The 18,347-nt window shown below is 73.7% G+C and carries 18 protein-coding genes; 9 read left to right on the top strand and 9 right to left on the bottom strand.

Features of this window, described 5'->3' with window-relative positions; genetic code table 11:
• Nucleotides 1-33: 33 nt before the first annotated feature.
• Nucleotides 34-819, bottom strand: coding sequence for a GNAT family N-acetyltransferase (locus tag ABZ312_RS43685; protein ID WP_500440088.1), 786 nt, complete (start codon nt 817-819; stop codon nt 34-36).
• 192 nt (nt 820-1,011) lie between these two features.
• Entirely contained in the window at nt 1,012-1,830 is an 819-nt protein-coding gene (locus ABZ312_RS43680) for an SDR family NAD(P)-dependent oxidoreductase (RefSeq protein ID WP_500329337.1), read from the bottom strand.
• Nucleotides 1,831-2,271: 441 nt separating this feature from the next.
• Between ABZ312_RS43680 and kdpB (ABZ312_RS43675) the strand changes: the two genes are divergently transcribed.
• Entirely contained in the window at nt 2,272-4,416 is a 2,145-nt protein-coding gene (kdpB, locus tag ABZ312_RS43675; protein WP_500329338.1) for a potassium-transporting ATPase subunit KdpB, read from the top strand.
• A gap of 9 nt (nt 4,417-4,425) precedes the next feature.
• On the opposite strand, the gene ABZ312_RS43670 is transcribed toward kdpB (ABZ312_RS43675), so the two are convergent.
• The 4 genes from ABZ312_RS43670 to ABZ312_RS43655 all read right to left on the bottom strand — a co-directional run bounded on the left by ABZ312_RS43670 (nt 4,426) and on the right by ABZ312_RS43655 (nt 7,429).
• Nucleotides 4,426-5,442 (bottom strand): cation diffusion facilitator family transporter, encoded by a 1,017-nt coding sequence (locus tag ABZ312_RS43670; protein ID WP_500440087.1) that lies wholly within the window; start codon nt 5,440-5,442, stop codon nt 4,426-4,428.
• 195 nt (nt 5,443-5,637) lie between these two features.
• Nucleotides 5,638-6,225, bottom strand: a complete 588-nt coding sequence (locus tag ABZ312_RS43665; RefSeq protein ID WP_500329411.1) for a DUF305 domain-containing protein — start codon at nt 6,223-6,225, stop codon at nt 5,638-5,640.
• Between the two features lie 47 nt (nt 6,226-6,272).
• A complete protein-coding gene (locus ABZ312_RS43660) occupies nt 6,273-6,923 on the bottom strand; it encodes a thioredoxin-like domain-containing protein (RefSeq protein WP_500329340.1) in 651 nt (216 codons plus the stop codon).
• 104 nt (nt 6,924-7,027) lie between these two features.
• Nucleotides 7,028-7,429, bottom strand: a complete 402-nt coding sequence (locus ABZ312_RS43655) for a hypothetical protein (protein WP_500440086.1) — start codon at nt 7,427-7,429, stop codon at nt 7,028-7,030.
• Nucleotides 7,430-7,531: 102 nt separating this feature from the next.
• On the opposite strand from ABZ312_RS43655, the gene ABZ312_RS43650 reads away from it, so the two are divergent.
• On the top strand, nt 7,532-8,074 hold the full coding sequence (locus tag ABZ312_RS43650) for a GNAT family N-acetyltransferase (protein ID WP_500329342.1): 543 nt from the start codon (nt 7,532-7,534) through the stop codon (nt 8,072-8,074).
• 109 nt (nt 8,075-8,183) lie between these two features.
• Here the strand turns inward: ABZ312_RS43650 and ABZ312_RS43645 are convergent, their stop codons facing one another.
• The 3 genes from ABZ312_RS43645 to ABZ312_RS43635 all read right to left on the bottom strand — a co-directional run bounded on the left by ABZ312_RS43645 (nt 8,184) and on the right by ABZ312_RS43635 (nt 9,957).
• On the bottom strand, nt 8,184-8,411 hold the full coding sequence (locus ABZ312_RS43645) for a hypothetical protein (protein WP_500329343.1): 228 nt from the start codon (nt 8,409-8,411) through the stop codon (nt 8,184-8,186).
• Between the two features lie 83 nt (nt 8,412-8,494).
• Entirely contained in the window at nt 8,495-9,160 is a 666-nt protein-coding gene (locus ABZ312_RS43640) for a DUF1707 SHOCT-like domain-containing protein (protein WP_500440085.1), read from the bottom strand.
• Between the two features lie 254 nt (nt 9,161-9,414).
• Entirely contained in the window at nt 9,415-9,957 is a 543-nt protein-coding gene (locus tag ABZ312_RS43635; RefSeq protein ID WP_500440084.1) for a universal stress protein, read from the bottom strand.
• Nucleotides 9,958-10,194: 237 nt separating this feature from the next.
• Between ABZ312_RS43635 and ABZ312_RS43630 the strand changes: the two genes are divergently transcribed.
• The 7 genes from ABZ312_RS43630 to ABZ312_RS43600 all read left to right on the top strand — a co-directional run bounded on the left by ABZ312_RS43630 (nt 10,195) and on the right by ABZ312_RS43600 (nt 18,256).
• Nucleotides 10,195-10,605: an SAV_915 family protein gene (locus tag ABZ312_RS43630; RefSeq protein ID WP_499509435.1), complete on the top strand. Its 411-nt coding sequence runs from the start codon at nt 10,195-10,197 to the stop codon at nt 10,603-10,605.
• Between the two features lie 13 nt (nt 10,606-10,618).
• Nucleotides 10,619-11,956: a diaminopimelate decarboxylase gene (gene lysA, locus ABZ312_RS43625; protein WP_500358944.1), complete on the top strand. Its 1,338-nt coding sequence runs from the start codon at nt 10,619-10,621 to the stop codon at nt 11,954-11,956.
• A gap of 211 nt (nt 11,957-12,167) precedes the next feature.
• Nucleotides 12,168-14,327: a potassium-transporting ATPase subunit KdpB gene (gene kdpB, locus ABZ312_RS43620; protein WP_500440083.1), complete on the top strand. Its 2,160-nt coding sequence runs from the start codon at nt 12,168-12,170 to the stop codon at nt 14,325-14,327.
• A gap of 2 nt (nt 14,328-14,329) precedes the next feature.
• The gene (locus ABZ312_RS43615; protein ID WP_500440082.1) at nt 14,330-15,166 is read left to right on the top strand and encodes a potassium-transporting ATPase subunit C; all 837 of its coding nucleotides are present in this window, start codon (nt 14,330-14,332) and stop codon (nt 15,164-15,166) included.
• Complete coding sequence (gene kdpA / locus ABZ312_RS43610) at nt 15,163-16,815, top strand: potassium-transporting ATPase subunit KdpA (RefSeq protein ID WP_500440081.1); 1,653 nt, start codon at nt 15,163-15,165, stop codon at nt 16,813-16,815. The genes ABZ312_RS43615 and kdpA overlap by 4 nt, the downstream gene beginning before the upstream one ends.
• A 39-nt stretch (nt 16,816-16,854) precedes the next feature.
• Nucleotides 16,855-17,406, top strand: a complete 552-nt coding sequence (locus ABZ312_RS43605; protein ID WP_500440080.1) for a dihydrofolate reductase family protein — start codon at nt 16,855-16,857, stop codon at nt 17,404-17,406.
• A gap of 64 nt (nt 17,407-17,470) precedes the next feature.
• Nucleotides 17,471-18,256: an alpha/beta fold hydrolase gene (locus tag ABZ312_RS43600; protein WP_500329351.1), complete on the top strand. Its 786-nt coding sequence runs from the start codon at nt 17,471-17,473 to the stop codon at nt 18,254-18,256.
• Nucleotides 18,257-18,347 lie beyond the last annotated feature (91 nt).

The raw sequence follows: 18,347 nt of genomic DNA, 5'->3' as shown, positions 1-18,347 counted from the left end.
CCTCCCCCGCGTCGGCGCGGGCGGGGCCGGCTGTCAACTTGAGTTCCGGGCGCGTGTTACCCACCCCGGGCGGCCCGCTGCCGCGGGCCGCCCGACGCCGTAGTGGACGTACTCGCCGAACAGCCGGAAACCCGCCGTCCAGGCCAGCCGCCGGCTGGGCCGGTTCCCGCGCGAGCAGGTCCAGCTGGGTGTGCGACCGCGGGCCGCGACGTCGCCGCACAGGCCCGACAGGCAGGCGAGTGCCAGGCCCTCGCGGCGGTGGCCGCGCAGCGTGACGACCGCGAGGTCCTCGTACACGCCGCCGAGGAAGTACGTGCACGCCAGCGAGACCAGGCGGCCCGAGCGGAACGCCCCCCACGCGTGGCCCGACGCTGCGAGCCCGTGCGCACCGCCCCAACTACGGCTGATCCAGGCGGCGTCGTCGCCCGCGCCGGCCACGGCCGCTCCGTCTCCCGGCGCCAGCCTGCGCACCACCACGTCCCGCGGCGGCAGCCTCCGCGGCACCGGCCGCGACTGCACCCAGATCATCCGCTCCCAGGGCACGATCCGGTCGAACGCCGCCCCCAGGACCGGCAGGAAAGCCGTGCGCGCCAGGACGTAGCCGTCGTTCCCCAGGGCAGCGAGCGCGTCCGGGTCGAGGTACCGGGGATCGCCCTCCAGCAGCACGTGGTCCGCGCACGCCACCGCGACCGCGCGGGGCCCGACCGCCCGGTCGGCCCACCACTGCCCGTTGCCGGTCGCCTCCACGTGCTCCGCGAGCGCCGCGGGCCCGGGCACCCCGGAGGGGAACCAGCCGTCCAGGGAGGGGACTTCGATCACCGGTGATCACACCTTCCGCGTACGCCGTGGTACGTGCTGCGAAACGGACGGCGGTGCGGACCGGGGTCGTCGACCCTGCGGTCCGCACCGCCGTGAGGACATCAGCCCTGGCCGGGCTTGTTGCCGTGGCCGGCGCCCTTCTTGCGCCTGGCCCTCTTCTTGCGGGCACGCTTGGACACGGTGGTCCTCCCCTCAGGCGGTGACGAGCAGGTCGGCGACCTTGCACAGACGGTGCACCGTGCGGTCCTCGACCGCGGTCCGGGCGGCCGGGGCGAGCGTGGCCCGGTCGTAGTAGGCGCCCGGGACGAGTTCGGTCTCCGGGTCGCACAGCCGGGCCACCCGCGCGGCGCCCTCGGCAGCGGGCTCGCCCTCGTGCGCGTACAGCGGCAGCAGACGCGTCTCGCACACCCCCGGGTGCACGCTGACGGCCGTGACGCCGGCCGGCGCGGCCGCCCGGGCGAAGACGGTGAGGGCCAGCTGCGACTGGGCGTACGCGGCGTGCCGCGAGTAGCGGCGGGAACGGTTCAGGTCGCTCCACGCCAGGGAGGCCGACCGGTGCGTCGCGGACGACACGTTGACCACCCGGGCGCCGGGGCGCGCCGCCAGCGGGCCGGCCAGCTCACGCGTGAGCAGGTAGGCCGCGAGGAAGTTCACCTGGAAGGAGATCTCGTGGCCGTCGGCCGTGAGGGTGTGGCGCTCCGGCGCGACGACCGCGGCGTTGTTGACGAGGACGTCCAGCGCGGGATGCAGGCCCCGCACGGTGGCCGCCAGGTGGCGGACCTCGGAGAGCCGGGTGAAGTCGGCCACCGCCAGGCGCAGCCGGACCCGTTCGGTGCCGGCCGCCACCAGCCGCTCCACCGCGTGGTGCGCCGACTCCGTGTCGCGACCGTGGACGATGACCGTGCAGCCCCGCTCGGCGAGCAGCCGGGCGGTCTCCCACCCGATGCCGGACGTCGCCCCGGTGACCAGGGCGGTGCGCGGGGGGACGACGGGGACGAAGGACGCAGACATGGACCACTCCGTGGATCGGTACGCCACATCGCGCCGGACACACGGGTGACGGCGCTCGCGTACGGGGAACAGGGGCGGCCGCCCGGGGCGGCCACGGGAAACCGGTGCCCTCAGGACACCGGCGGGAGGACAGCGCGCGGTACCGGCGGCACCCGATGGGGTGGCCGGTCGTCATGGCGCGGGCCGCTGTTCACGCTCCCCATCCAATGCCGCGGCGGATCCGCGGACAAGGACCGGCGGCGATTCCTGACGGCGCCCTGACGCGCGCCCCGCCCGCTTGCCGTGGCGGCGTCACCTGCGCGCGCACGGGCACGTCAACGCCGCGTCAGAATCGCCCTCCCGTACCGCAAAGGACCTGTCAGGAGCGTGCCGCGGTCCTCCCGGCGACGGTGTGCTGGTGACCGTCCACCGGTGAACAGACCAGCAGAAGGCACCCCGAGCATGCAGCCCCTGGCTCCCTCGACCGACCGCACCCCGGCCCCGCCCACGCAGCCGCCCGTACGCCCCGGCGGCAGGCGCAAGGTGTCCGCAGGCCTGCTGGATCCCCGCCTGCTCCTGGAGGCGTTGCCCGAGGCGCTGCGCAAGCTCGACCCCCGCCGCATGGTGCGCACCCCCGTCCTGTTCGTCGTCGAGACCGGCGCCGCGCTGACCACCGCCTCGGCGGTCGTGCATCCGAGCGTCTTCGCCTGGGTGATCAGCGCCTGGCTCTGGCTCACCGTCGTCTTCGCCAACCTGGCGGAGGCCGTCGCCGAGGGCCGCGGCAAGGCCCAGGCCGAGGCGCTGCGCCGCACCAGGACCGACACCGTCGCCCGGCGGCTGACCGGCTGGCGCCCCTACGGCCGTGACCACACCGAGCAGACGATCCCCGCCGGCGAGCTGAAGCCGTTCGACGTCGTCCTCGTCGAGGCGGGGGAGACCGTGCCGGGCGACGGCGAGGTCGTCGACGGGATCGCCGCCGTCGACGAGTCGGCCATCACGGGCGAGTCCGCCCCCGTGATCCGGGAGGCGGGCGGCGACCGTTCGGGGGTCACCGGCGGCACGAAGGTGCTCTCCGACCGCATCGTCGTGCGCGTCACCTCCCGCCCGGGCCGGACCTTCCTCGACCGCATGATCGCCCTGGTCGAGGGCGCCACCCGGCAGAAGACGCCCAACGAGATCGCCCTCAACATCCTGCTGGCCTCGCTCACGATCGTCTTCATCCTGGTCGTCGTCACCCTCCAGCCGATGGCCGCCTACGCGGACGCGGCGCAGAGCACCGTCGTCCTCGTGGCCCTGCTGGTCACCCTGATCCCGACGACCATCGGCGCGCTGCTCTCGGCGATCGGCATCGCCGGCATGGACCGCCTCGTGCAGCGCAACGTGCTGGCGATGTCCGGGCGTGCCGTCGAGGCGGCCGGGGACGTCTCCACCCTGCTGCTGGACAAGACCGGCACCATCACGTTCGGCAACCGCCGGGCCGCCGCGTTCATCCCGCTCACCGGCGTCGACGCCATGCAGCTCGCGCAGGCCGCGCAGGTCTCCAGCCTCGCCGACGAGACCCCCGAGGGCCGCTCCATCGTCGTCCTGGCCAAGCAACGGTACGGGCTGCGCGCCCCGTCGGAGGGCGAGCTCGGACAGACCCGCTTCGTGCCCTTCACCGCCCGCACCCGCATGAGCGGGGTCGATCTGCGCTGGGAGGACGGCGCGGGCGCCTCCGTGCGCAAGGGCGCGGCCGGCACGGTGGCCGGCTGGGTCACCGGTCGCGGGGGCCAGGTCCCCGAGGAGGCAGGTCACCTGGTGGACGCCATCGGCGCCTCGGGCGGCACCCCCCTGCTGGTGGCCCTCGACGACTGGAACGGCGCGCGGGTCCTCGGCGTCGTCCACCTCAAGGACGTCGTCAAGGACGGCATCCGCGAACGCTTCGCGGAACTGCGGCGGATGGGCATCCGCACGGTGATGGTCACCGGGGACAACCCGCTCACCGCGCGTGCCATCGCCGATGAGGCCGGCGTCGACGACGTGCTGGCCGAGGCGACCCCGGAGGACAAGCTCGCCCTCATCAAGCGGGAGCAGGCCGGCGGCAACCTGGTCGCGATGACCGGTGACGGCACCAACGACGCCCCGGCGCTGGCCCAGGCGGACGTGGGCGTGGCGATGAACACCGGCACCTCGGCCGCCAAGGAGGCCGGGAACATGGTGGACCTGGACTCCGACCCCACCAAGCTGATCGAGATCGTCGAGGTCGGCAAGCAACTGCTCATCACCCGGGGTGCCCTGACGACCTTCTCCATCGTCAACGACGTGGCGAAGTACTTCGCGATCATCCCCGCGATGTTCGCGGCGACCTATCCCGGGCTGTCCGCCCTCAACGTCATGCGGCTGCACAGCCCGGCGTCCGCGATCACCTCGGCGATCATCTTCAACGCCCTCATCATCGTGGCGCTGATCCCGCTGGCGCTGCGCGGCGTCCGCTACACGCCCTCCTCGGCGGGCGACCTGCTGCGGCGCAACCTGATGGTGTACGGGATCGGCGGGCTGGTCCTGCCGTTCCTGGGCATCAAGCTCATCGACATGGCCGTGGTGCAGTTTGTGCCGGGCCTCGGCTGAGCGGGTGGGTCAGTGCCCGTGCGGCCCGGCGCGGTGCACCGGACCGTGCGCCTCGCCGCAGTGGCCGTCCGCCCTACCGGACCCGGCGTCCGGGGCACCGCCCACGGTGAGGAGCTCGGCGGGCGCGTGGTCGACCTGCAGGGTGGTGTGGGTGAGCCCGTAGTCCGCGCCGAGCAGGTGCTCCAGGTCGCGCCGGACGGCATGGCAGTCACCGCCCGGCTCGACCAGGACGTGCGCCGACAGGGCGGGCTGGCCGGAGGTGATGGTCCAGATGTGCAGGTCGTGGACCTCGGTGACGGCGTCGTGGGCGGCGAGGCGGTCGCCCACCTCGTCCGTGTCCAGCCCTGCCGGGGCCGCCTCCAGGAAGATCCGCCCGGAGTCGCGCACCAGCCCGCACCCCGCCTTGAGCATCAGGCCGACCACCACGAGCGTCGCGATGGCGTCGGCGCGGACGAACCCGGTCAGCAGGACGACCAGGCCCGCCACAGCGGTGCCGATGAAGGCGTACAGGTCGTTCAGCACGTGCTGGAACGCGCCCTCGACGTTGAGGGACGTGCGGTTGGCCCGCGACAGGCACCATGCGGCGCCGACGTTGACGACCACTCCGGCCAGCGCGGTGACCAGCACCGGGCCGCCCGCCACGTCGGGCGGTGAGACGAGCCGCCGCACCGCCTCGTACGCCAGCCACGCGGCGAGGAGCAGCAGGGTGATGCCGTTCGCCTGCGCCGAGAGGATCTCGGCGCGCTTGAGCCCGTACGTGAAGCCGCCCCGCGCCGGGCGCGCCGCCAGCCGCATCGCGACGAGCGCCAGCACGATCGAGGCGGCGTCGGTGAGCATGTGCGCGGCGTCGGAGAGCAGCGCGAGGGACCCCACCAGCAGACCGACGACGACCTCGACGGCCATGAAGCCGGCGATCAGCCCCAGCGCGAGCCCCAGCCAGCGCCGGTCGGCGTTCTCGGCCACACCGTGCCCGTGCCCATGCCCGTGCCCGTGCTCGTGCTCGTGCTCGTGATCGTGCGCGTTCATGGTGCGGCGACCTCCCCGTTCCAGGTACGACACCCGCAGGGAAACACATCGGCACACCGATCGGCAAAGACTGCACCGGTGACCGTTGTCAACTTCGATAAGACGGCGGTGACCTGCACCGACGCGCCCGGCCCCGGCCGCGGGACCGCCGGGGCCCCCGGAGGCAAGCGGCCTCCGGGAGCGCCCCCGGCGGGATCAGGCGTTCGGACTCGCGCCGCGGGCCGCGAGCATGTCCGCCATCAGGCGTATCTCCGCCTCCTGGCCCTGGACCATGCCCGCCGCCAAGCGCCGTACCTGGTCGGTCCGGGCGAGGTCGGCGGCCGCGGCGGCCATCTCCACGCCGCCCTTGTGGTGGGCGGTGAGCAGTTGGAGGTAGAGGACCGCGGCGGCCTTGCCCCGGGCCGCGTCGAGCCGTCGCAGTTCGGTGTCCGTGGCCATGCCCGGCATCAGCGACCCGTCGTGGGGCGCGTAGGCCGTGTCGTGGCCCATCCACGTCATGGGCGGCTTCGACGACGACTTGGGAAGCCCCCAGACGTCCAGCCAGCCGAGCAGCATGCCGCGCTGGTTGGCCTGGGTGTTGATGACGTCGTAGGCGAGCCTGCGGACGTCCTCGTCGTCCGTGCGGTCGCGGACGATCAGGGACAGCTCCACCGCTTGCTGGTGGTGGATCGCCATGGCGCGCGCGAAGCCGGCGTCGGGTGAGTCCGTGGCCGGGGTGCCCCCGCTGCTGGGCCGTGCCGTGAGCAGGGTGAAGGCCAGGGCCGCGACCATGACCAGCGCCATGGCGCCGGCGAGCGCGAGCAGCGGCCTGCCCGCGCCCCGGGCGGCGGTCACGAGGCCTTGCCTCCGGTGCAGGGCGCGCCGGGCTCGGGGGTCTGGTCGCCCTGCACATAGGTGTCGAAGAACTTCGCCACGCGCGGATCGTCGGCCTTGGTGACGCCCAACTGGTGGCCCCACGCGGTGAGGGTGATCGGTGAGGCCTGGTCCGCGTAAGGGCTCATCAGGGAGTACGGGGTCTTCGAGACGCGGGCGCCGAGCGTCTTGACGTCGGCGTCCGACGCCTTGTCGGTGTACGTCACCCACACCGCGCCGTGCTCCAGGGCGTGCACGGCGTTCTCATCGGTGACGGGCTTGTCGTAGACGTCGCCGTTGCAGTTCTGCCAGACGGGGTTGTGGTCGCCGCCGGCGGGCGGGCTCATGGGGTAGTCGACGGTCTTGTCGACGTGGTTCTGCGTGAGCCCGGACCACGTCTTCTCCCCGCTGATGGAGCCGGCGGCCGCGGTCTTCCCGCTGCCGGCGCCGTCGTCGCCGGCGGCGTTGACCAGGTAGACGCCGCCACCGACCAGCGCGACGAGGATGGCCGTGCACGCGGTGACGGTGATGATCCGGTTGCGGCGTTCGCGGGCCTGCTCCTGGCGGCGTATCTCCTCGACGCGCGCACGGCGGTCGGTGGCCCTGGCCTTGGAATGGGGGGAACCCATGGCATGTCCTGATTCCCCGCCGCGTCGGTGACACGGCGGTGCTGGTGAAGGGTCGGATGACGTACGGCGCGCACCGGCGGTCGCCGCCGGTGCGGTCGGCCCTTCTACGTCCGCTGGATCTGGAGCATGTGCAGGTCGAGGGAGCGCACGGTGCCGGGGGACGGCGCACGCAGTCCCGCGGCGGCGGCCGCGGGCGGCCACACCGACGGCAGTTCCGCGCCGGCGAGGTGCGGCAGGGGCGCGGAGCCCAGGGTCACCGGCGTGTGCTCCGCGGGGGAGCAGCCGTTGCCGCGCCTGCCGGGGTCATGGCCGTCCGTGCACACCTCGTCGGCGACGTACGCGACGTGCGAGGAGACGAGGGTCCGCGCGGGGCCGTACGGGTCGTCCGGCGCCCCGGAGCGGCCGCAGACCGCGAGGGCGGCGAGCAGCCCGCACAGGACGAGGACAACACCGCTCAGGCGGGCGGGTATCGCACCGCCTCGGCCGGCTCCTCCGTCACTGCGCATCGCGGCAGATCGTACCCGCCGCCACACGCAGTACCCGCGCCGGGTGCGCCCCGGGGGAAACGAAGGTGCAAGGCGCCACGGGGCCCTGCCAGGCTCCTCCGCATGGACGTTCACCTGGAGCCCTGGTCGGAGGCGGACCTTCCGCTCCTGCGGCGGATCAACACCCCCGAGATGCGGCGGCACGTCGGGGGCCCCGAGCCCGAGGAGCGGCTGCTCGCCCGGCACCAGCGCTACCTGGCCCTCCCGGAAGCCGGGCTGGGCCGCATGTACGCCGTGCTCCTCGGCGACGAGCCGGTGGGCAGCATCGCGTACCACCGCCGGGACTGGCAGGGCGAACCGGTCTATGAGACCGGGTGGAACGTCCTGCCGCCGTACCAGGGCAGGGGCATCGCCGCCGCGGCCGGTGCCGCGCTGATCGCCGTCGTGCGCGAGGCCGCCCGCACCCCGGGGGCTCCCCATGCGCTGCACGCCTTCCCGTCCGTGCGGAACGCACCGTCGAACGCCCTGTGCCGCCGCCTGGGGTTCACCCTGCGGGGCGCCTGCGACTTCGAGTACCCCAGGGGCAGCGGGACCTTGATGCGCAGCAACGACTGGCGCATCGAGTTCGGCGCCCCGCGTCAGTTCGTGCGGCGCCGCGCGGTGTGACGTGCCCGGGTCCTTCAGCCGGCCGGGGCCTCGGCGGGGAACAGGATCGGGCTGACGAGGTGCCGCGTCCGCCCGGGCGGGCCCGGCCGGCCCGGCCTGACAACTGGCGTCAACGGCGGTGGCGGGCCCGCCGCTTGGGGGACCGGCGGTCCGTCACCAGGAAGACGACCAACAGCGCCGCGACGACGCAGACCGCCACGGTCTCGGCCGCGAAGATCAGTTCGCTGAAACCGTCGTCCCCCGCCTCGACGGGAGGGACGTAGACCTCCCGTGACGGACCGGTGGAGGGCGCGCCGTAGGGCATGCCGAAGCGCAGGGGCACCATGCGGAGGCTCATCGCCGGTCAGTATCGCGGGCCCCGGCCCGCCGCGGGACGAGACGGCCGGACCGGGGGCGCCCGCACCGTGGCCGCGCGCCGGATCAGCCGGTGAGCGCCGGGAGCGCGGCGGGACGGCGGAAGAGCCACCGCAGGAACGTCCGCCGCGGCGGCCGCGCCCGCACCTGCCCGAACTCCAGCTCACCCACCAGCTCCACGCGCAGCGCCACCGGTGTCGCCGGGCCGGCCGCCGGCCGGATGTCCACCTTGCCGAAGCTGACGGCCAGCTCGTCGGCGTCCACCACGATCCCGGGCCGCGTCACCAGCACCAGGGAGCCGCCACGGACGTCCACGTCGATGCGGAGGGTGTCCTGCGTGATCACGGCGGCGGTGAAGTCGAGCAGCACCTCGCCCCACTCCGACCGGACCTCCATGCGCCGCGGCACGACCCACCGGTCGACGCGGCGGAACGAACCTCCGCGGTGGTCGACCCGGACCAGGTCCTTGACGTCCGTTGCGGCCACGCCCGGCGCCCCCGCGGCCGCCGGAAGGTCGGCGGTGAGCGGTGCCAGTTCGTCGAGCGTACGGGCCGACAGGGCGGCCTCCAGGCGCTCGTCCAGCTCGTCGGCGGACAGCCGCCCGTCGCCCGCGGCCACGGTCAGGACGTCCACCACCCGGTCCCGGTCCGCGTGCGAGGCCCGCAACGGGGGCGGCGCGAGCGGCGCGCCCGTAGCGGACGGTCCACCCGCTGGCGGGATCTCCTCCGGCATGTCCCCACCCCGTTCTGGTCGGCGGCTTCGGTGAGACGCGATACACAGGTCGCGAACTAACGCTATATCGCGTCCTGGCCGCGAGCCAAGCCCGCACCCGCGGACCGCCGTCCACCTCCGCGTCGTGCCGGTCCCGGGCGCGACCCTGGCCGGCGCGTGACCCTGACCGTTTTCCAACCCGCCGCGTGGGTTGCGGGGTTGGACCGCCGCAGGGCCATGCCTGCCCTGCGGTGTTGACCCTCGTGGTGCCGGGCTCAGGGGGTGACGAATCCGTCCCGGCGCCACCTGGCGCCGAACCGCCGCCCGCTCCCGCCACCCCGGGCCGACGGCAGTCCGGGCGCGGACGGCACGGCCAGTACCGGGCAGCGGGCGTGCGTGAAGCAGTGCGCCGCGACGGACGGCGCGAAGAGCCGCTGCCAGGGGCCGTGGGAACCGGCACCGACCACCAGCAGTCCCGCGCCCTCGCCGGCCACCTCCACCAGCGCCGGTCCCGGACGGCCCAGCGCGAGGACCGGACGCACCGGGGGGTCCAGCGGCAGGTCGCCGTCGAAGGCGGCGTCCAAGGCCATGAGGAGCCGGCGCCGGGCCAGCCGTCGCCACCGGTCGGGGTCCGGCGGGGGCGGCGGCCACCGGTTCTGCGTCGCACCGGCACCGTCCCAGGCCGTCTCCCAGGCGGTGACCACGGTCAGCACGCACTCCCGCCGCCGGGCCTCCTCGGCGGCCCGGCGCAGCGCCGCCACGCTCCCGGGGGAGCCGCTGACGCCGACGACGACGCACTCTTCGCGGACCTCACTCATGCCTTCCATGAAACGCCCGGAAACGCGCGGACCAGGGGTCCTTGTCGCGATCCTGACGCCGCCCGCCCCACCCCCGCGACCCGCGCCGTTAACGTTCGCGCGCTCGCCGTAAACGTCGCGTCAGGGATCGCCCCCACCCCCCAGGCGGCGGGCATAGCGTCCCTGGTGCGTCCCGGAATGCCGGCCCCGGCCGGGGCGCCCCAGGAACCGCAGCAGGTGCCGCAGCAGGAGGAAGCCATGACAGAGCTCATGTACGGGGACGACCCCGAGCCTTCGGATCCGTCCCCGGCCGGACGACACCGGGAGACGTTGTACGTCCCCGTCCGGCCGGGACCCGTGGGATGCGTCGCGCGCATGTTCCGCACGCCCCTGGGCGGCCGCACAGCCGTCGGCTTCACCACCACCGAGCGCCTCACCGAGACGCTCGGCGCCGACCAGCAGTGGATCACCCTGTCGGAATCCGCGCTGCGGTCGCTCGCCCGGCCGCTGGGCGTCACGGCACTGACCGTGGACCCGCAGTTCGCCGCACCCGCCGTGTCGGACGTACCGGAGGAGACCGGTCGCCGGCTCGACCCCCAGACTCTCGGGGTCCTCAGGGTCACCGGCGCGGTCGCGCTGGTCGACGCCCTGGCCCTGTGGATCGGCTGAAAGGAGCGCCGTCATGACTCTCGTCACCGAGCACCTGGAGACCGCGTACCCCGACGCCGACCTGTCGGTGTGGCCCGCGTCCGCCTCCTCCGCCCCCCACGGTGAGGTCACCGTGGGCGGGGTCCCCCTCACGGAGATCGCCGAACGCTTCGGCACCCCCGCCTACGTCCTGGACGAGGGCGAGGTACGCGACCGCTGCCGTGCCTACCGCGCGGCCTTCCCCGACGGCGACGTGCTGTACGCCGCCAAGGCCTTCATGTGCCGTGCCATGGCCCACTGGGTGGACGAGGAGGGCCTCGGCCTCGACGTCTGCTCGGCCGGGGAGCTCGAGCTCGCGGTCGTCACCGGTTTCCCGCCGGAGCGCATCCTGCTCCATGGCAACGCCAAGAGCCCGGAGGACCTGGCCACGGCGCTGCGCCTCGGCGTGGGCCGGATCGTGATCGACAGCACCGGCGAGATCGCCCGGCTGGCCGCCCACGTCCCGCCGGGGGACCGGCAGAAGGTGCTGCTCCGCATCGTGCCGGGCATCGCCGCCGGTCACCACAACGCGGTGCGCACCGGCACCGACGACCAGAAGTTCGGGCTGTCCCTGACCGACGGATCGGCGCAGCACGCCATCGCGCGCGTCCTGGAGCAGCCGCGGCTGGAACTGGTCGGTCTCCACTGCCACCTGGGCTCGCAGATCAGCAGCGTCAAGCCGTACCTCGCGGCCGTGCGCCGGCTGGTCGGGCTGCTGGCCGCCGTACGCAGGCAGCACGGCGTCACGCTGCCGGAGCTGGACCTGGGCGGCGGCCACGCGGTCGCCTACCGGCCGGGCGAGGCGGCGATGGACCTGACGACGCTGTCCGCGCGGATACGCGCCGAGCTCGCCGAGGGCTGCGCGGCCGCCGGGCTGCCGGTGCCGCGGCTGACGGTGGAGCCGGGCCGCGCGATCGTGGGCCCCGCCGGTGTCGCGCTCTACCACGTGCTGTCGGTCAAGCGCACCGGCGGACAGACCTTCGTGGCCGTCGACGGCGGCATGAGCGACAACCCCCGGCCCGCGCTGTACGGGGTGCGCTACAGCCCCCGGCTGATCGGCCGTCACTCCACGGAGGAACCGGCCCTGATGACCGTGGTCGGCCGGCACTGCGAGGCCGGTGACATCCTCGCCTCCGCGGTGCCCCTGCCGGCCGACGTCCGGCCCGGGGACCTGCTGGCGGTGCCGGTCGCGGGCGCCTACCACCTGTCGATGGCGTCCACGTACAACCTCGTCGGCCGTCCGCCGGTCGTCGCGGTCCACGAGGGCCGGGCCCGGCTGCTGGTCCGCCGCGAGTCGCTCGCCGACTTCCGCAACCGCGACATCGGGCTCTGAGCCCCGGGGCCCCCAAGGCCCCACGACCAGGCGTCCCCGACGCCGTCCGAACGCCCTCCGGGCAGGTGATGTCCCCGCGTCCCCCTGCCCGGAGGTGCGCCATGCCCATTTCCGTTCCAAGAGGCCCGGTCCACGGGTCCCGATCCACCAGAAGAGAGAGTCCGGTGAGTGTGGAGTACGCCGTCCGCCTGATCGTCGCGGAGGGAATCCGATGACCACCGCACCCGCACCCGTCAGACCGGACCGTGAAAGCCCCGCGCTTCCCCCGGAGGCCGACGGGAAGCGCCGGGTCGGCGCAGGACTGCTCGACCCCGGACAGCTGTGGCTCGCCTTTCCCGACGCCCTGCGCAAGCTCAACCCGGTGACGCTGGTCCGTAACCCGATCATGTTCGTCACCGAGGTCGGCGCGGCCCTGACCACCGGGCTGGCCCTCGTCCATCCAACCCTGTTCGGCTGGCTGATCACGGTGTGGCTCTGGCTGACCGTCGTCTTCGGCAACCTCGCCGAGGCCGTCGCCGAGAGCCGCGGCAAGGCCCAGGCCGACTCCTTGCGCCGCATGCGCAAGCTGACCACCGCCCGTCGGCTGACGGAGGACGGCGAGAAGGTGGTGCACGCCATCGCGCTGCGCCGCGGTGACACCATCGTCGTCGAGGCCGGGGAGACGATCCCTGGCGACGGCGATGTCGTCGAGGGCGTCGCCAGCGTCGACGAGTCCGCCATCACCGGCGAGTCCGCACCCGTCATCCGCGAGGCGGGTGGCGACCGCTCGGCCGTCACCGGCGGCACCAGGGTGCTGTCCGACCGCATCGTCGTGCGCATCACCCAGGAGTCCGGACGCAGCTTCCTGGACCGGATGATCGGCCTGGTCGAGGGCGCCAACCGGCAGAAGATGCCGAACGAGCTCGCCCTCAACCTGCTGCTCGTCATGCTGACCTTCGTCTTCCTGGTCGCCGTCGTCACCCTGCAGCCCATGGCGATCTTCTCCAAGGGCTTCATGGGCGCCGCCCCCGACAGCGCCGCGATCACCGCCGACGGCGTCACCGGCATCGTCCTGGTCTCGCTGCTCGTCTGCCTCATCCCGACGACGATCGGCGCCCTGCTGTCGGCCATCGGCATCGCGGGAATGGACCGCCTGGTGCAGCGCAACGTCCTCGCCTCCTCCGGCCGCGCCGTCGAGGCCGCGGGCGACGTGAACACGCTCCTGCTCGACAAGACCGGCACCATCACCTACGGCAACCGGCAGGCGAGCGCCTTCCTGCCGGTCGGGGCCGTCGAGCCCGAACGGTTCGCCCAGTCCGCGCTGCTGTCGAGCCTCGCCGACCGGACCCCCGAGGGACGCTCCATCGTCGCCCACGCCCGCGAGCACTACGCGCTGTCCCACCACAAGGCCGACGAGATGGACCTGCCCGACGCCCGGTGGGTGGCCTTCAGCGCCACCACCCGCATGTCCGGGGTGGACCTCCCCGGAGGCAGGAAGCTGCGCAAGGGTGCCGCCGCCGCGGTCGCCGCCTGGGTCCGCGACGAGGGCGGAACGGTCCCGGCGGGCATGGACGTGTACGTCGAGCAGGTGTCCGCCGCGGGCGGGACGCCGCTCGCCGTCGCCGAACTCCCGGCCGGCGGCGGCCCCGCGCGCGTCCTGGGCGTCATCCACCTCAAGGACGTCGTCAAGCCCGGGCTGCGCGAACGCTTCGAGGAGATGCGCCGGATGGGCATCCGCACCGTGATGATCACCGGCGACAACCCGGTGACCGCCCGCGCCATCGCCGAGGAGGCGGGCGTGGACGACTTCCTCGCCGAGGCGACCCCCGAGGACAAGCTCGCCCTGATCAAGCACGAGCAGGCCGGCGGCCACCTCGTCGCCATGACCGGCGACGGCACCAACGACGCCCCGGCACTGGCCCAGGCGGACGTGGGCGTCGCCATGAACACCGGCACCTCGGCCGCCAAGGAGGCGGGCAACATGGTCGACCTCGACTCCGACCCCACGAAGATCGTGGAGATCGTCGAGATCGGCAAGCAACTCCTCATCACCCGTGGCGCGCTGACGGCCTTCTCGATCGCCAACGACATCGCCAAGTACTTCGCGATCCTCCCCGCGATGTTCGGCGGGGTCTACCCGGCCCTCGACGCCGTGAACATCATGCGGCTGCACTCGCCCGCCTCGGCGATCCTGTCGGCCGTCGTCTTCAACGCCGTCGTCATCGTCGCGCTGATCCCGCTCGCCCTGCGGGGCGTGCGCTACCGGCCCAGCAGCGCCTCGGCGCTGCTCACCCGCAACCTGTGGGTGTACGGCCTCGGCGGGGTGGTCGTGCCGTTCCTCGCGATCAAGCTCATCGACGTCGCCCTCGTCCAGTTCATCCCGGGGATCTGACCATGACCGGTACCTCCACGCTGCCCCGCTGGGCCGCGCACCACCTCGCGGCCGTCCGCATGGTGCTCGCGCTCACCCTCCTCGTCGGACTGGCCTACCCCCTCGGCATGACGCTGCTCGCCCAGGCGCCGGGCCTGCGGGACGCCTCCTCACGCGACACGCTCATCGGCAAGGCCTACACCGACGCCCAGGGCGACCCACTGCCCGGCTACTTCCAGTCGCGCCCCTCCAACGCGGGCGACGGCTACGACACCGCGGCCTCCGGCGCCGGCAACCAGGGCGCCGAGAACGTCGTCGACACCCCCGACAGGCCCAGCCTGCTCACCCAGGTGTGCTCGCGCAGCAAGGCGATCGGCGAGCGGGAGCACGTCGACGGTTCGCGCCCCTACTGCACCCCCGACGGCGTCGGCGCCGTGCTCGGGGTCTTCCGCCAGGGCGGCACCACGGGCCGCGTGACCCGCGTCGTCAGCCTCAACCAGCCCTGCCCCGCCCGGCCGTTCCTCACGGCCTACGAGCACGTGGCCGTCCGCTGCGCGGGCGCCGACTACACCCGCGCCGTCGTCACCCCCGTACGCGGCGACGCCCAGGCCCGCCCCGAGGTCCCCGTCGACGCGGTCACCGCCGGCGCCAGCGGCCTCGACCCCGACATCAGCCCCGCGTACGCGGGCCTCCAGGCACCCCGCGTCGCCCGCGAGCGGGCGCTTGGCGAGGACACCGTGCGCGCCCTGATCGCGAAGTACACCACCGGCCGCGCCCTCGGCGTGCTCGGCGAGCCCGCCGTCAACGTCGTCGAGCTCAACGCCGCCCTGGACCGCACCCACCCGACGCGCGGAGCGTGAGAGCAGACATGTACGGCTGGATCCAGGCCTCCCTCGTCATCGCCGTCGTGGTGGGCCTCCACGTCCCGCTCGGCGACTACATGGCACGCGCCCTTGAGGGCGGCCGCCACCTGAGACCCGAGCGCGCCCTCTACCGCCTGTGCGGCGTCGACCCCGACAAGGAACAGGACTGGCGGCACTACCTGTTCGCGCTGCTGGCCTTCTCGGCCGTGAGCATCGCCGCCCTGTTCGCCCTGTTCACCCTGCAGGACCGGTTGCCGTGGTCGCTCGGTCGCGACGGCATGCCGTGGAGGCTCGCCCTGCACACCGCCGTCAGCTTCACCACCAACACCAGCTGGCAGAACTACGCGGGCGAGTCCACCACCGGCCACCTCGCCGTCATGGCGGGCCTGGGCACCCAGGCGTTCGCCTCCGGCGCGGTCGGCATCTGCGTCGCGCTGGCCCTCGTCCGGGGGCTGGTCCGGCGCGACACCGACCGGCTCGGCAACTTCTGGGTCGACCTCGTCCGCAGCGTCTTCCGCGTCTTCCTGCCCCTCGCGGTCGTCTCCGGACTCCTGCTGATCGCCCTCGGCGTGCCGCAGCACCTGTCGGGGAGCGACCAGCTCGCCGCCCCCGTCGGCTCCTGGGAGTCCATCAAGCTGATGTCGGGCGACGGCGGCGGTGTCTTCAACGCCAACAGCGCCCACCCCCTGGAGAACCCCTCGGCCTGGAGCAACACGCTCGAGATCGTGCTCATGCTCCTCATCCCGACCGCCCTGATCCGCACCTACGGCCGGCTCGTCGGCAGCCTGAAGCAGAGCTGGACCCTCCTCGCGGTGGTCGGCATCCTCTTCGGCCTGCTGCTGGCCGCCGCCCACCTCGCCCAGAGCGCCCACACCGGCACCGTCGGCGCCGCGGTGGGCGGCCAGACCGAGGGCACCGAGACCCGGTTCGGCGTCCCGGCGAGCACCCTGTTCGGCGTCCCGGCGAGCACCCTGTTCGGCGTGTCGGCCACCGCCTCGGCGGACGGCGCCGCCAACTCCTCGTACGACAGCTTCTCCAGCCTCGGCGGCGGCGTCCTGCTGGCGGGCATGATGCTCGGCGAGGTCGCGCCCGGCGGCACCGGGAGCGGCCTGTACGGACTGCTCGTGGCCGTCCTCGTCGCGGTCTTCGTCGGCGGCCTGATGGTCGGCCGCACGCCCGAGTACCTGCGCAAGCGGATCGGCACCGGGGAGATGCGGTACGTCGTGCTCTACGCGCTCGTCGCGCCCACCGCGATCCTGGTGTGCTCGGCCATCGCCGTCGCCCTGCCCGGCGGGCGCTCCTCGATGGGCAACCCCGGCCCGCACGGCCTGACCGAACTCGTCTACGCGTACACCAGCAACACGGCCGGCAACGGCAGCGCGATGGCCGGCTTCAACGGCGCCACCGACCTGCACAACCTGCTGATGGTCGTCGCCATGCTGATCGGCCGCTACGTCCCCGTGGTGTTCGTCCTGGCCCTGGCGGGGCGCCTCGCGCGCCAGCGGGCCGGCGTGGTCACGGTCGGCACCCTGCGCCCGCACGGGGTCAACTTCGTCGTCCTGGCCACCGGCGCCGCCCTGATCCTCGCCCTGCTGAACTTCCTGCCCGTCCTGTCCCTCGGCCCGGTGGCGGAAGGACTGCTGTAGTGCCGACGATCGGTCACCCCCCGATGCGAAGCTGAGGGGGTGACGAGGACCCAGTACTTCACCGCGACCAGCCTCGACGGCTTCATCGCCGACCCGGACGACTCCCTCGACTGGCTCTTCGAGGTCGAGGGGGAGGGCTTCGAGAGCTTCAGGGCCTTCTTCGCCGACGTCGGGGCCTTCGCGATGGGCGCCACCACGTACGAGTGGATCCTGCAGCACGACCGCCTCCTGGAGCGGCCCGGGAAGTGGACCGAGTACTACGGCACCACCCCTGCCTGGGTCTTCACCCACCGGGACCTGCCCGCCGTCCCCGGGGCGGACGTCACCTTCGTGCGCGACGACGTCCGCGCCGTCCACCAGGCCATGGCCACCGCCGCCGGGGGCCGGAACATCTGGCTGGTGGGCGGCGGTGAACTGGTCGGCTCCTTCGCCGACCACGGGCTGCTGGACGACCTGATCCTGGGCGTCGCCCCGGTCACCCTCGGCGCCGGTGCACCGCTGCTGCCGAGGAGGCTGACCTCGGCCCGGCTGCGGCTGACGGGCGTCGAGCGGGTCGGCCAGTTCGCCTACCTGACGTACACGACGCGCTGAGGCCGGTGCCGGCACCGGCGCCTGCGATGCGCGGCGCGGTTCGGTTCCGTGCGAGCATCTGCGGATGCTCATACTCGCCGACGAACTCGGACGTCTCGCCTGCACGGTGACGGGGGAAGGCCCGCCCGTCGTCCTCGTGCACGCGGGCGTCGCCGACCACCGGATGTGGGACGGGGTCGTGCCCGGCCTCGCGCAGCACCACACCGTCATCCGCTACGACATGCGCGGTTTCGGCCAGTCCCCGCCACCGGCCGGCCCGTTCAGCGAGCACGACGACCTGCGCCGCGTCCTGGACCACTTCGGCCTCGACCGCGCCCGCGTGGTCGGTGCGTCCTTCGGCGGCCGCGTGGCAATCGACTTCGCGCTCGCCAACCCCGGGCGCGTCCACTCCCTGGCCGTGCTCTCCCCGCCGTGGCCCGGGTACGACTGGTCGCCGCAGATGATCGCCTACGACGAGGCCGAGACCGAGGCGCTCGCAGCGGGCGACCACGAGGCCGCGGTCCGCGTCAACCTGGACATGTGGTTGCGCGGCCCGGCCCGCGGATGGGACGAGGTCCCCGCCGGGGCGGCCGACCGGCTCCGCGGGCCGCTGCGGACGGCGCTGACCCATCAGGGCGCCGTCGAGGCGCACTCACGGGGCCGCGCGGACGGCGACGTTGCCGCACTCTCCGTGCCCACCCTGATCGGCGTCGGCCTCCTCGACGTGGCGGACTTCCAGGACATCGCCCGCCGCTACGCCGCCACGATCCCCGGCGCCACCCTGGCCGAGTTCCCGGCCGCGGCGCACCTCGTGGCCCTCGAAGCCCCCGCCGACGTCACGGCGGCCCTGCTTCCGTTCCTCGCCCGCTAGGCCGTGTCGTCAAATGCCCGCCTGCCCCGCGGCGCCTGGCACGGCACTCCCCCAGCCTTCGGCCGGGGGTGCCCCCACGCTGCGTTGTCGA

The organism is Streptomyces sp. NPDC006207, assembly GCF_040613835.1.
GTDB lineage: Bacteria > Actinomycetota > Actinomycetes > Streptomycetales > Streptomycetaceae > Actinacidiphila.
Note: the sequence above shows the minus strand (reverse complement) of the source record. Positions and strands in the feature narration are given on the sequence as shown.

Bases quoted from the DNA above. Each gene is read 5' to 3' on its own strand.
- ABZ312_RS43680 (WP_500329337.1), bottom strand. From the start codon at position 1,830: ATGTCTGCGTCCTTCGTCCCCGTCGTCCCCCCGCGCACCGCCCTGGTC.
- kdpB (WP_500329338.1), top strand. From the start codon at position 2,272: ATGCAGCCCCTGGCTCCCTCGACCGACCGCACCCCGGCCCCGCCCACG.
- ABZ312_RS43670 (WP_500440087.1), bottom strand. From the start codon at position 5,442: ATGAACGCGCACGATCACGAGCACGAGCACGAGCACGGGCACGGGCAT.
- ABZ312_RS43665 (WP_500329411.1), bottom strand. From the start codon at position 6,225: ATGGCGCTGGTCATGGTCGCGGCCCTGGCCTTCACCCTGCTCACGGCA.
- ABZ312_RS43660 (WP_500329340.1), bottom strand. From the start codon at position 6,923: ATGGGTTCCCCCCATTCCAAGGCCAGGGCCACCGACCGCCGTGCGCGC.
- ABZ312_RS43655 (WP_500440086.1), bottom strand. From the start codon at position 7,429: ATGCGCAGTGACGGAGGAGCCGGCCGAGGCGGTGCGATACCCGCCCGC.
- ABZ312_RS43650 (WP_500329342.1), top strand. From the start codon at position 7,532: ATGGACGTTCACCTGGAGCCCTGGTCGGAGGCGGACCTTCCGCTCCTG.
- ABZ312_RS43645 (WP_500329343.1), bottom strand. From the start codon at position 8,411: ATGAGCCTCCGCATGGTGCCCCTGCGCTTCGGCATGCCCTACGGCGCG.
- ABZ312_RS43640 (WP_500440085.1), bottom strand. From the start codon at position 9,160: ATGCCGGAGGAGATCCCGCCAGCGGGTGGACCGTCCGCTACGGGCGCG.
- ABZ312_RS43635 (WP_500440084.1), bottom strand. From the start codon at position 9,957: ATGAGTGAGGTCCGCGAAGAGTGCGTCGTCGTCGGCGTCAGCGGCTCC.
- ABZ312_RS43630 (WP_499509435.1), top strand. From the start codon at position 10,195: ATGACAGAGCTCATGTACGGGGACGACCCCGAGCCTTCGGATCCGTCC.
- lysA (WP_500358944.1), top strand. From the start codon at position 10,619: ATGACTCTCGTCACCGAGCACCTGGAGACCGCGTACCCCGACGCCGAC.
- kdpB (WP_500440083.1), top strand. From the start codon at position 12,168: ATGACCACCGCACCCGCACCCGTCAGACCGGACCGTGAAAGCCCCGCG.
- ABZ312_RS43615 (WP_500440082.1), top strand. From the start codon at position 14,330: ATGACCGGTACCTCCACGCTGCCCCGCTGGGCCGCGCACCACCTCGCG.
- ABZ312_RS43600 (WP_500329351.1), top strand. From the start codon at position 17,471: ATGCTCATACTCGCCGACGAACTCGGACGTCTCGCCTGCACGGTGACG.